The following is a 12,324-nucleotide window of genomic DNA, read 5'->3' as shown; positions in this document are numbered from 1 at the left end:
AACATCTAAGCTGCTTCAAAACATATTAATGAATATCACGGAAAAGCCCAATGACTTTGCCCAGAATGCTAACGTGTTTCAAACGCAAAGGTTCAAAAGTCGAATTTTCCGGTTGAAGACGAATATGATCTTTCTCTTTGTAGAACGTTTTTACCGTTGCTTCATCGTCTTCAGTCATGGCTACTACGATATCGCCGTTATCTGCAGTTTGCTGCTGACGTACGATAACATAATCTCCGTTAACAATGCCTGCTTCAACCATACTGTCTCCCACGACCGAAAGCATAAATACTTTCTGTTCGCCCACATAATGCGTAGGAAGAGGGAAATAATCTTCGATATTTTCTGTTGCTGTGATTGGAACCCCTGCAGTAACTTTACCCACGACAGGAATGCGAGCAACGCTGTGAGCAAACTGATGTGAATGCTCTGACTCTTCCTGGCTGAGAAGCTCAATGGCTCTTGGTTTGGTTGGGTCACGTCTAATTAGACCTTTCTTCTCCAAACGATCCAGATGTCCATGTACTGTAGAGCTGGAAGCCAATCCAACGGCTTCACCAATTTCGCGTACGGAAGGAGGATACCCCTTCAACCGGACTTCATTGCGTATAAACTCCAGAATAGCCTGTTGCCTGCTGGATATCTTCGACATACCGTATCAACCCCATTTTAGTAACGTTTGGGAAAATTATAACATAGAACCTCCGTTCGTACAAACATAAGTTCTAAATAAAATGCCATAAAATCAATGTTTTTTTGCGAATTTGTATGAAAATGAATTTTGCATCTAAGCAAATACTGCAAATGATAGTGCCATACTATAGAAGAAAGATAGTAAAAGAAAGATGAGTGATAGAACTCAATAAAAAAAAAGCGAACAATTGTTCTAAAAAGTTATTGTGCAAAACAAGTGTTCGTGTTATATTGATTTTAACGGATAGGAACAAACGTTTGGAGGTCGATATTTAATGAGATATTCTACTTATCAAAGCATTTACGAACCGGTGCATTCAGAAGTGGTTGAAACTAACATAAGAAATTTTAAAAAGGTTTTTGCAATAGGTAATATCCCAACCTGGGTGTTGAAATTAATAATCGTATCATTAATTATATTGGTTGGTTGCAGTACAGTGCTAACAGTGTTTGCAGGCAATGAGAACGATTTGTTGCCTGGAGGAAAGATGGCAGTTTCACAAGGAGATACGCTGTGGAGTATATCATTGGATCATAAACCGGAAACGATGGATACACGTGTATATATAGAAGCAATTAAGAAAGTGAATCAACTTCAGTCCACTTCAATAAAGGTGGGGCAAGTCTTAATACTGCCACAATTCACAAAATAAAACTGCATATCCACACGCGCTAATGCGTGTCAGCTTGACAAGCTGCCTTTAACATGTCAAAGTTAATAAGACTTTGTATTTTTGGAGGGGACAAGCTTGGATATAGATAGTCTGGTAGCACGTATTAATGAATTGGCCCGTAAGCAAAAATCCACTGGATTGTCAGAGGAAGAGCTCGCTGAACGTGCCAAGCTTAGAGAGATCTATTTGAATAACATTCGAAGCAATTTCAGACAGCAGCTGGATTCGATTGAAATTGTAGATGATGAGAATGATCAAGGCCACCAAGGCAAACTCAAACATTAAGGAAACCTAATGATATCATATATGATATTTAGGTTTCTTCCTGTTATCTAGAGGTTGCAAATTATAGGGGGAAATGTTGGTTTGCATTTATGTAAGCCGATACAAAGAACATCTAAGGGGGATTCTCATGTCGCGTTCGTTCGAGAGAACGGTTCGGAAAAATTCTAAGCAGTTGAATCAGCAACGTAAAAAAAGCGGTCAACCGGTTTCCGGTACACCAGGTGAGGACGTATTCAAAGGACGCAGCCTTCTGTTTCCTATTTTTCTGATCGGACTAGCATTCCTGTATCTCTTTATGAGTACGTTTCTTGTTAAAGCGCCGATGACCACCTGGGACTGGGTAACCATGTTGCTGTATGTATTTTTGGCAGTCATCTTCATGCTCCGTCGTCCATATGTCAAAATAGGAACTAACCGGATTTTGACGACAAAGGGCAATCGCGAGCGTTCAATTGGAGTTGACGATATCGTGAAATTCAGAATTGAGCCAGGCACAGTTGTGATTGAGCATAATGCACGAGGTAAGAGATGGGTATTTACCAAACTACTCAATCGTTATGATACCGATGCAATTACTGAGCGTCTTCTGAAATTCGCCAAAGCACATCAGATCACCGTGGAAACTTACGAGAAAAAGTAATTATTGCATAAAGGGGAAGATGACCGAAATGGCGTTAAAAGCGATTTTGTTCGACCTGGATGATACTTTGCTGTGGGATGAGCGCAGTGTTCGAGAGGCCTTTCATGAGACTTGCCTGATCGCAGCGCAAGAGACTGGAGTTAAACCGGAAGATCTTGAAGAAGCTGTTCGTAATGAGGCACGTAATCTATATGAGTCCTATGAAACTTTTTCGTTTACCAAAATGATTGGGATCAACCCGTTCGAAGGTCTTTGGGCTAACTTCACGGGTGGGGATCAGCCGGAGTTTCGCCAGCTGGAGCAGATTGCACCTGCATATCGTAAAGAGTCATGGCGTCGTGGCTTGTTAAAGCTTGGTGTTGATCGTGAAGATCTGGCGGAAAGACTTGCCTCACAATTTGGGGCAGAGCGGAGATCGAGACCCCATGTCTATGAAGAAACGCTGGAAACATTAAGTCATCTACAAGGGAAGTTCAAGCTTTTGCTTTTAACCAACGGCTGTCCTGCGTTGCAACAAGAGAAACTTGATGGTGTTCCGGAATTAGCTCCTTTTTTTGACGAAATTATTATTTCGGGTTCGTTCGGTAAAGGGAAACCTGACCCTTCGATTTTCGAGCACGCATTGAGTAAGCTGGGAGTACAGCCTGAGGAGAGCATGATGGTTGGAGATAAGCTTACGACTGATATTCGTGGAGCATTGTCTGCAGGCATTCAGTCTGTTTGGATTAACCGTGAGAATAAAGTTAATACCGAATCGTATGTGCCTGACCATGAAATCAAGCATTTATCCGAATTGGAACGCATTATTGCTGAATTTTCTATTAGTGCATCATAAATCGTATTTTTTTGTGTTCTGTCCAAACATTGTAAGATTTCATTAGATGTACTCCATCCATGAAACCTTACAATGTTTTTTGTTTTGGGGTAGCTAAAACTATACCGTATTAACGAATTTAAAATTTTTTACTAAAAGTTATTGAAATTATAGAACTGCTGATTTAGAATGTAACTAACATACTAGTATGACTAGTATGCGAATGAAAGCAGCGAATATCTGTTGACTTACTTGAATGAAGAGGGAGCGGGGGTTATTCGCTAATATTTTCATATTCGTTGTAAGCGCTTTACATAGTTGAGGGAAACCTATTAATTCTGGAAATATAACGGGCAACATGAAGTACCAAATGACAGTAAGCATCTTAAACAATGGATACCTCTAGGGATTCCCGAAATTGATATCGCTTACATTATCTCTTTAATTTATTCTGCTGTGGGGGTGAAGAAGTTCATCTGATTACTTGTCTTCTACGAAAAGAAGAGATGATGTGAAATGATCGAAAACGCTTTTAGTTTATCAAGCTAAGGATCGGAGTGAAATAACATATGGAGTCGGAAACCGCTAAAACCACACTAACGATGACTTCTTTACGTAAAGAAAGTAGGTTAAGAACGGCTGCAGCTCTGCTTCGTAAAGATTGGCAATTATACTCACTGTTAATTCTTCCAATTATCTATCTTATCATTTTCAAATACGGGCCAATGCTCGGAAATGTAATCGCCTTCAGACGATTTGTACCAGGAGGCAGTATTTTCGGAGAGACGTGGGTTGGATTCAGGTATTTTCAAATGTTTATCCAAGACCCAACGTTTTGGAAGGTATTTGGAAACACACTCATGCTCGGTGGACTCGCGCTACTGTTCACCTTCCCAGTTCCGATCATTTTTGCATTGCTGCTGAATGAGGTGAAAAGCAAACGTTTCAAAAAGTTTGTGCAGACCGCTTCTTATCTTCCGCACTTCCTGTCCATCGTTATCGTTGCCGGAATGATTCTGCAATTAACGGCAGTCAATGGCTCGATTAACGGAATGGTTTCTTTTTTCACCGGAGACAGTATTCCTTTCATGCAGCGAGCGGAATGGTTTAGAACGATTTATATCACCTCTGAGGTTTGGCAAGGTATGGGGTGGGGAGCGATTCTTTATTTGGCTGCATTGACGACAATTGATGATTCTTTGTATGAGGCAGCACGGATCGATGGTGCGAACCGATGGAAGCAAACCATCCACATAACCATACCGGGCATTTTGCCAACGATCGTTACATTGCTGATTTTGAACATGGGAAATTTCCTTGCGGTTGGATTTGAGAAAATTTTACTCCTTTACAATCCGCTGATCTACGAGACATCTGACGTGATTTCCACTTATCTGTACCGGGTAGGTTTGCAGTCCAGCAATTTCAGTTATGCTACCGCCATTGGTTTGTTCGAATCCATTATTGGACTGATCCTGGTATTCTCGGTTAATGCCATTTCACGCAGACTGACACAACGAAGCTTGTGGTAAAGGAGGAGCAATATGCTGGAATCAAAATCATACAAAGTATTTAAAGTATTCAACGCTATCTTTTTGCTGCTTGTGGTGTTCATCACGCTCTATCCGTTTTTGAATGTCGTGGCCCAATCCTTCAGTAGCGAGGCTTATATCAATTCAGGCAAGGTAAGTATTATCCCAAGAGGGTTTAATGTAGAAACCTACAAGACCATATCTCGAGACAGCATGTTCTGGACCAACTATAAAAATACAATTATATATACCGTTGTAGGTACGTTAATTTCCATGTTCATGACGACCATTTTCGCTTATGCCTTATCCAAAAAGAGATTAATGGGACGAAAGTTTTTGACCATGTTCGCGGTCTTTACGATGTTTTTCAGTGGCGGCCTGATTCCTAACTACGTCCTGATTAACTCCCTGGGCTTCAATAATACGATGTGGGCATTGGTTGTGCCTGGCGCAATCAGCATTTATAACATGTTAATTATGAAATCATTTTTTGAAAACATGCCTGAGGAACTTGAAGAAGCGGCAGCTATCGACGGTCTGAATACGTATGGCATTTTGTTACGGATTATTCTACCGCTGAGTAAAGCTGTCATGGCTACGATGGTTCTGTTTTACGCGGTAGGACACTGGAACTCCTGGTTTCCAGCCTTCCTGTATCTCGACAAAAAGGAACTGTTCCCGGTTACGATCTACTTGCGCAACATGATTGCAGGTGCAACCGGTGGTGCTTCGGCTGGTGCTTCAGCCGATAATCTGACTCAAATTTCTGCAAATATCAAATCGGTCACCATGGTACTCACCATTTTGCCTATTTTAACGATTTATCCTTTTGTTCAACGGTACTTTGTAACCGGTATCATGTTGGGATCTGTTAAGCAGTAATCCTGACACTAATATAGTTCAACATCTTGATTGCAAGGCCAATCTAAACCACATTCAGGGGGAGAATTGAATGAAACAGAGACCACGTAAGCTGGTAGGCAAGTTGGTATTGGCAACAATGATGAGTGTCGTTCTGGCAGCATGTAGCAGCGGAGCTGGTGGAGAAAAAGTCGAACCAGAATCCAAGGGGGCCATGGAATCCTATGGTGTAGGAGAAACCTTTAAAGCCACTGAACCATTTAATCTGTCTATTCTTTACAGTGACCAGCCAGCATACCCGTACAAGAAGGATTGGCTTCTCTTCCAAAAAATCACGGAAAAAACCGGGGTCACGCTGGAGCCTACCATCGTTCCAATGAGTGACTATTCCCAGAAAAGATCCCTTTTGATTAGCTCAGGAGATGCCCCGCTGGTTATTCCGAAAACCTATCCAGGTGAAGAATCTGCTTTTGTATCCTCGGGTGCGATTTTACCAGTGAGTGACTATGTTGATTTGATGCCCAATTTCAAGGACAAAGTAGAGAAATGGGGTCTTCAGGATGAGCTTGAGGGCCTTCGACAAGAAGATGGGAAATACTACGTCCTTCCAGGTCTGCATGAAGAGGTATGGCCTGATTACTCACTCGTCGTGAGAACGGATATTTTCGAGAAAAACAATATTGCCATTCCGAAGACATGGGATGAATTGTATGATGCAGCCAAGAAGCTGAAAGAAATCTATCCAGATTCCATCCCATTCTCGGATCGATTCAAGTTCAACAGTACATTGAATATTGCTGCTACGGGTTTTGGAACGAAAGCTGGATGGGGATTTGGCAATGGTTTAACGTATAAAGAAGATCAGGATGAATTTGTATACACATCGACCACCCCGGAATACAAGGAAATGTTAACTTACTTTAATAAGCTTGTATCAGAGGGGCTGCTTGATAAGGAAAGTTTCACTCAGGATGATGATCAGGCTACACAAAAATTCGTTTCTGGTAAATCGTTTATTATTAATGGTAACTCCCAAACGGTTGTTCTTCACCGTAATGACATGAACAAAACATTAGGTGAAGGGAATTTCTCCATCGCTAAAATTACCGTTCCTGGTGGTCCAAAAGGACAGTTAATGTCTGGCTCCAGACTTGAAAACGGTGTCATGATTTCCGGGAAAGTTAAGGATAACGAAAATTTTAAAGCAATCCTGCAATTTATCGACTGGCTCTACTACAGTGATGAAGGTCAGGAATTTGCCAAGTGGGGTGTAGAAGGAGAAACCTTCACGAAACAGGATGGCGTCCGTAAACTGGCCGAAGATGTGAACTTTAACGGACTGAACCCAAAAGGTACGAAGGATTTACGTATTGATTACGGTTTCTCCGGTGGTGTATTTGCCTATGGCGGAACGACTGATTTATTGCAATCCATGTTTAGCGAGGAAGAACTGAAATTCCAGCAGGATATGAAAGATACCAAAGAAGTTGTTCCTGCTGAGCCGCCCATTCCTTACTCGGATATCGATCGGGAACAAGTGACGCTGCTTAGCACACCACTTAAGGATTTCTCAGATCAAAATACGCTTAAATTTATTTTGGGTGAACGTAAACTTACCGAGTTTGATGCGTTCGTAAAGGAATTAGAAAGCCAAGGCTTGTCTCAGTACATGCAGATTTCGAATGACACGTACAAGAAGTACAAAGAAAACAAGCAACAATAGTTGTAAACTGAAGTCTTCCCCAATTGCCGTTTCACTGAGGGAATTTTAGTGGGGCGGCAAATTGTGCTAAGATGGATGAATACGGCTGAGAGGAAGAGGTTAAGGAATGTCACTTAATCAAAAGATTAGAGGTTCAACCCGGGCTTATTCATACAATCTGATAAAGGAACGAATTCTGCACCTTGAACTTGAGCCTGGTACCAAGATTTCCGAGAAAGAAATTGCAGATGAATTACAAGTAAGCAGAACGCCAGTACGTGAAGCATTCATGAAGCTTGCCGAAGAGGAATTACTGGATATCATTCCACAGAGCGGAACCATTGTCTCCCATATTAATCTGGAGCACGTTGAAGAAGGCCGATTTATGAGAGAGAAGATGGAGAAGGAAATTGTCACACTGGCGTGTACAGCTTTTCCTGAAGAATTCAGATTCAGACTTGAAACCAATATCGCCATGCAGGAAGTATGCATAGGGAAGAATAATTTCTATCGTCTTTTTGAACTGGATGAAGAGTTTCATCAGATATTGTTTCAGGGCACAGGAAAAATGAGAACATGGAAAATGCTGCAGCAGCTCAATATTCCTTTTAATCGCCTTCGTTTATTACGCTTGTCTGAAGATTCCGATGCAGAGGTTATTATTTCACAACACAAAGAAATATACCGGCTTATCACGGAACGTGAGACCGATCGAGCTGTTAAAGTTATGGAAGCTCATCTCAGACTTGTTGTTGTGGAACAAGAGAAGATGAAAGCAAAGTATCCGCATTATTTTATATAGAGCTCGGATGTTGTATACTATCTCCATATGCAGAAACCCCTGTTCGAAATGAACAGGGGTTTGTTGAGCAAAGGATAGAATTCGCTTTATTATGCTTGTTTGATAAACGTTGGATCCGGGTATGGATCTGCAATCCAGCCATCTTTTTCAATGAACAGACGCACGGCAATGATTTGTTTGTTCTCCATTAATGTGAAGAAGTGTGGTGTGTTCTCAGGAACCGAGATTACGTCTCCAGGAGACAATTCTACATTAAAGTAGCCTACATCATCTGTAGCTTTGATGACAAAAATTCCTTTGCCAGCTACAATTGCACGGATTTCATCTTCAGCATGAGTGTGAATTTCTTCGAACTTGGCAAGCTTTTCTTCAATATCTGGTGTTTGTTCAGACAACGTAATTACGTCCCAGATTTGGTACCCGCGACGTGCAGCCAAATCTCTGATTTCATAGTCATATGTTTCGAGTACTTCTTCTTTTTGTTCATCCGTGAGTCCAAAGTTGTTTTGCAGATCCGTATTTAATTTGGAAGCGTCCCAGTTTTCATATAATACATCATATTTGTTTAAGAAATTTCGAACATTTTCGTCTCCAGTGATACGTTCGTTCGTATTTCGGATTACAATCTCAGCCATGTTCTTTCCCTCTTTTCCACTTGGTTTAATTGCTATTATATCGGATTCCTCTGTTTTTGTCGATTTGCAAATTCGTCCCGCCTTCACTTAAACCCGCTATGGGACTGATCAATCCCGATCTTTCACATTAAGTTAGTTTCTGTTAAACTAGGATTTAACGTTTTGCGGGGGTGACGATATGGATAAGCTTAGCTTACATGATGCATTAAAACAACGAATATTAATCCTCGACGGTGCAATGGGGACCATGATTCAACAAGTTGATCTCACAGGCGCAGATTTTGGCGGAGAAGACCTGGACGGATGTAATGAAATGCTTGTACTTACACGTCCAGAGCTGATCCAGCGCATTCATGAGGAATATCTTGAAGCCGGTGCTGATTTAATTGAAACGAATACGTTTGGTGCAACGTCTGTTGTACTTGCTGAATACGACATTCAGGACCGTGCACGTGAAATCAACCTCGAAGCAGCAAGGATTGCAAGAGCTGCTGTGGATCGATTCTCGACACCGGAGTCTCCGCGTTATGTGGTAGGTGCCATGGGACCTACAACCAAAACACTGTCTGTAACAGGTGGGGTAACGTTTCAGGAGCTCATCGACAGTTATTTCGAGCAAGCGCTTGCTTTAATTGAGGGAGGCGTTGATGCGCTGCTGCTTGAAACCTCACAAGATACGCTTAATGTAAAAGCAGGCAGCATTGGGATTCAGCAAGCATTCGAGCAAAGTGGCATCAAGCTTCCTTTGATGATTTCAGGAACGATTGAACCGATGGGTACTACCCTCGCTGGTCAAAATATTGAGTCTTTTTATATATCCTTAGAACACCTTAACCCAATTTCAGTGGGACTAAACTGTGCTACAGGTCCGGAATTTATGCGTGACCATATTCGCTCGCTTTCCGGGATGGCTTCAGTTGCGGTAAGTTGTTATCCCAACGCAGGTCTTCCAGATGAGAACGGTAATTATCATGAATCTCCTGATTCGCTAGCACAGAAGATCGGTGCTTTTGCCGAGCAGGGCTGGTTGAACATTGCGGGTGGCTGTTGTGGAACAACACCTGCACATATTCGCGCCATGCGTGATACGCTTGCCAAGTACCCTCCAAGAGAAATGAACGGAACACATCCACCAGCATTGTCCGGTATCGATCCAGTCTATGTTGAACAGGATAACCGTCCCTACATGGTTGGTGAGCGAACGAATGTTCTTGGATCACGGAAATTCAAGCGCCTTATTGTTGAAGGTAAATATGAAGAAGCGTCGGAAATTGCCCGGGCTCAGGTGAAAAATGGGGCACATGTTGTCGACGTTTGTGTTCAGGATCCGGACCGTGAAGAAGCTGAAGACATGGAGAAGTTCCTTGAGCTTGTTGTCAAAAAAGTAAAGGTGCCGCTCATGATCGATACGACAGATGCAGCCGTCATTGACCTTGCACTTCAATACTCTCAAGGTAAAGCAATAATTAACTCCATTAACCTTGAGGATGGCGAGGAAAAGTTCGAGCTGGTCACTCCGTTGTTGCATAAATATGGCGGTGCTGTCGTTGTCGGAACGATTGATGAACGCGGTCAGGCCATTAGTCGTGAGGACAAGCTGGAGGTAGCGAAGCGATCTTACGATTTGCTGGTGAACAAATATGGATTAAAAGCCGAAGACCTGATTTTTGATACCCTGGTGTTTCCGGTAGGTACGGGTGATGAACAATATATCGGTTCGGCTAAAGAAACCATTGAAGGTATTCGTGTCATTAAAGAAGCGATGCCTGAATGTCATACGATATTGGGGATCAGTAACATTTCATTTGGATTGCCTGAAGCAGGACGTGAAGTGCTGAACTCTGTATTTTTGTATGAGTGTACCAAAGCAGGTCTCGATTATGCCATTGTTAACACAGAGAAGCTGGAGCGTTATGCATCCATTCCGGAGGAGGAGCGCAGACTTTCGGAAGAGCTGTTATATAATACGAATGACGAAACACTGGCTGCATTCGTAGCCGCGTTCCGTAACAAAAAGGTTGAGAAAAAAGAAAAAATTTCGAACCTGTCGTTGGAAGAACGCCTCGCATCGTATGTTGTTGAAGGTAGCAAAGAAGGCTTGCTGCCCGATCTGGAGCAGGCACTTACCAAATATACAGCCCTTGAAGTAATCAATGGCCCGCTGATGCGGGGAATGGAAGAAGTAGGGCGACTGTTTAACAACAATGAGCTGATCGTAGCAGAGGTGCTGCAGAGCGCGGAAGTCATGAAGGCTTCGGTAGCTTATTTGGAACAGTTCATGGAGAAGAACGAGACGTCAGTTAAAGGAAAGATTATTCTAGCCACGGTCAAGGGCGATGTACACGACATCGGCAAAAACCTGGTGGAGATCATCCTTTCCAATAACGGTTACCGGATCATTAATTTGGGTATAAAAGTACCACCAGAGCGAATTATCGAGGCGTACAGAGAAGAAAAAGTCGATGCGATCGGTCTATCCGGTCTGTTGGTAAAATCGGCGCAACAGATGATTCTTACAGCTCAGGACTTGCGCACAGCAGGTATTGACGTACCTATTATGGTAGGTGGAGCGGCACTGACACGCAAATTCACCAAAAATCGTATACGCCCGGAATATAACGGAATGGTTGTATATGCAAAAGATGCAATGGATGGCCTGGATCTGGCCAACAAGCTGATGAACCCTAGCACGCGTCAAGTGATGCAACTGGAGATGGACGCTGAAAAAGAGGCGGACGCCGCTGGTGCAGAAACCGTTACATCACTTCCCGAGCTTACCCGGGTAGAGCGTTCGGATATCGCAATAGACAACCCGGTTCTCGTTCCACCGGATCTGGAACGACATGTCATGCGGAACTATCCGCTATCCCACATATTACCGTATGTGAACATGCAGATGCTGCTCGGACACCATCTGGGTTTGCGTGGCTCAGTAGAGCAGCTGCTTGCTTCGGGTGATCAGAAAGCCACTGATCTGAAAGCAGTCGTGGATGATATTATGCAGGAGGCTGTGCGTGACGGGATTATTCAGGCGCACGCGATGTATCGTTTCTTCCCGGCTCAGTCCAGTGGTAACAGTGTCATCATCTATGACCCTGAGAATACCAATAATATCTTGCACACATTCACGTTCCCACGTCAAAAAGTCGAACCTTTCCTGTGCCTGTCCGACTTCTTGAAGCCGGTGGAATCCGGACAAATGGATTACGTGGGTTTCATGGTCGTAACTGCCGGGCATGGCGTACGAGAATTATCGACGGCCTGGAAGGAGAAGGGTGATTATCTCCGTTCACATGCTCTACAATCCGTAGCGCTTGAAGTAGCAGAGGGATTAGCGGAGCGGGTCCATCATATGATGAGAGATATCTGGGGATTCCCGGACCCAGCACAGATGACTATGAAGCAACGTCATGGAGCACGATATCAGGGAATAAGGGTATCATTTGGATATCCGGCATGTCCCGATTTGGAAGACCAAGGGCCACTGTTTAAACTATTACAGCCTGAGGATATTGGTGTGGAACTGACTGAAGGTTTCATGATGGAACCGGAAGCTTCCGTATCGGCGATGGTGTTCAGCCATCCGCAAGCGAAGTATTTTAACGTGGATAAGGCATAAAAGTAAAAGGTCAGGCAAAGCCCTCCGCATTGTCGGAGGCTTTTTGCTGGCAGCAGAAAGAGGTGCG

11 protein-coding genes are annotated in these 12,324 nt (G+C 43.1%); 9 read left to right on the top strand and 2 right to left on the bottom strand.

Annotated features, from left to right (window positions below; translation table 11 throughout):
• Positions 1-25 precede the first annotated feature (25 nt).
• The gene (gene lexA / locus Q0V21_RS02130) at positions 26-652 is read right to left on the bottom strand and encodes a transcriptional repressor LexA (protein ID WP_024630400.1); all 627 of its coding nucleotides are present in this window, start codon (positions 650-652) and stop codon (positions 26-28) included.
• Positions 653-968: 316 nt separating this feature from the next.
• Here lexA and Q0V21_RS02125 point away from each other — a divergent pair, with 316 nt between their 5' ends.
• The 8 genes from Q0V21_RS02125 to Q0V21_RS02090 all read left to right on the top strand — a co-directional run bounded on the left by Q0V21_RS02125 (position 969) and on the right by Q0V21_RS02090 (position 8,003).
• Positions 969-1,346, top strand: coding sequence for a LysM peptidoglycan-binding domain-containing protein (locus tag Q0V21_RS02125; protein ID WP_301877348.1), 378 nt, complete (start codon positions 969-971; stop codon positions 1,344-1,346).
• 96 nt (positions 1,347-1,442) lie between these two features.
• Complete coding sequence (locus Q0V21_RS02120) at positions 1,443-1,652, top strand: DUF896 domain-containing protein (protein ID WP_079349256.1); 210 nt, start codon at positions 1,443-1,445, stop codon at positions 1,650-1,652.
• Between the two features lie 127 nt (positions 1,653-1,779).
• The gene (locus Q0V21_RS02115) at positions 1,780-2,292 is read left to right on the top strand and encodes a hypothetical protein (RefSeq protein WP_024630397.1); all 513 of its coding nucleotides are present in this window, start codon (positions 1,780-1,782) and stop codon (positions 2,290-2,292) included.
• 28 nt (positions 2,293-2,320) lie between these two features.
• Positions 2,321-3,127, top strand: coding sequence for an HAD family hydrolase (locus Q0V21_RS02110; RefSeq protein WP_301877346.1), 807 nt, complete (start codon positions 2,321-2,323; stop codon positions 3,125-3,127).
• 581 nt (positions 3,128-3,708) lie between these two features.
• The gene (locus tag Q0V21_RS02105) at positions 3,709-4,638 is read left to right on the top strand and encodes an ABC transporter permease (RefSeq protein ID WP_373456214.1); all 930 of its coding nucleotides are present in this window, start codon (positions 3,709-3,711) and stop codon (positions 4,636-4,638) included.
• Positions 4,639-4,650: 12 nt separating this feature from the next.
• On the top strand, positions 4,651-5,520 hold the full coding sequence (locus Q0V21_RS02100) for a carbohydrate ABC transporter permease (RefSeq protein WP_024630394.1): 870 nt from the start codon (positions 4,651-4,653) through the stop codon (positions 5,518-5,520).
• Between the two features lie 70 nt (positions 5,521-5,590).
• A complete protein-coding gene (locus tag Q0V21_RS02095) occupies positions 5,591-7,222 on the top strand; it encodes an ABC transporter substrate-binding protein (protein WP_285080103.1) in 1,632 nt (543 codons plus the stop codon).
• Positions 7,223-7,328: 106 nt separating this feature from the next.
• A complete protein-coding gene (locus tag Q0V21_RS02090; RefSeq protein ID WP_079349253.1) occupies positions 7,329-8,003 on the top strand; it encodes a GntR family transcriptional regulator in 675 nt (224 codons plus the stop codon).
• 89 nt (positions 8,004-8,092) lie between these two features.
• Here the strand turns inward: Q0V21_RS02090 and Q0V21_RS02085 are convergent, their stop codons facing one another.
• Entirely contained in the window at positions 8,093-8,638 is a 546-nt protein-coding gene (locus tag Q0V21_RS02085) for a cupin domain-containing protein (RefSeq protein ID WP_301877345.1), read from the bottom strand.
• Positions 8,639-8,816: 178 nt separating this feature from the next.
• Between Q0V21_RS02085 and metH the strand changes: the two genes are divergently transcribed.
• Positions 8,817-12,257, top strand: a complete 3,441-nt coding sequence (gene metH, locus Q0V21_RS02080; RefSeq protein WP_301877344.1) for a methionine synthase — start codon at positions 8,817-8,819, stop codon at positions 12,255-12,257.
• The last annotated feature ends 67 nt before the right edge of the window (positions 12,258-12,324 follow it).

This window comes from Paenibacillus sp. 11B, from assembly GCF_030487755.1.
GTDB lineage: Bacteria > Bacillota > Bacilli > Paenibacillales > Paenibacillaceae > Paenibacillus > Paenibacillus vandeheii.
This window is presented reverse-complemented; position numbering and strand designations above follow the sequence as displayed.

Excerpts from the sequence above, each read along its gene's own strand:
- lexA (WP_024630400.1), bottom strand. The coding sequence starts at position 652 with ATGTCGAAGATATCCAGCAGGCAACAGGCTATTCTGGAGTTTATACGC.
- Q0V21_RS02125 (WP_301877348.1), top strand. The coding sequence starts at position 969 with ATGAGATATTCTACTTATCAAAGCATTTACGAACCGGTGCATTCAGAA.
- Q0V21_RS02115 (WP_024630397.1), top strand. The coding sequence starts at position 1,780 with ATGTCGCGTTCGTTCGAGAGAACGGTTCGGAAAAATTCTAAGCAGTTG.
- Q0V21_RS02110 (WP_301877346.1), top strand. The coding sequence starts at position 2,321 with ATGGCGTTAAAAGCGATTTTGTTCGACCTGGATGATACTTTGCTGTGG.
- Q0V21_RS02105 (WP_373456214.1), top strand. The coding sequence starts at position 3,709 with ATGACTTCTTTACGTAAAGAAAGTAGGTTAAGAACGGCTGCAGCTCTG.
- Q0V21_RS02100 (WP_024630394.1), top strand. The coding sequence starts at position 4,651 with ATGCTGGAATCAAAATCATACAAAGTATTTAAAGTATTCAACGCTATC.
- Q0V21_RS02095 (WP_285080103.1), top strand. The coding sequence starts at position 5,591 with ATGAAACAGAGACCACGTAAGCTGGTAGGCAAGTTGGTATTGGCAACA.
- Q0V21_RS02090 (WP_079349253.1), top strand. The coding sequence starts at position 7,329 with ATGTCACTTAATCAAAAGATTAGAGGTTCAACCCGGGCTTATTCATAC.
- Q0V21_RS02085 (WP_301877345.1), bottom strand. The coding sequence starts at position 8,638 with ATGGCTGAGATTGTAATCCGAAATACGAACGAACGTATCACTGGAGAC.
- metH (WP_301877344.1), top strand. The coding sequence starts at position 8,817 with ATGGATAAGCTTAGCTTACATGATGCATTAAAACAACGAATATTAATC.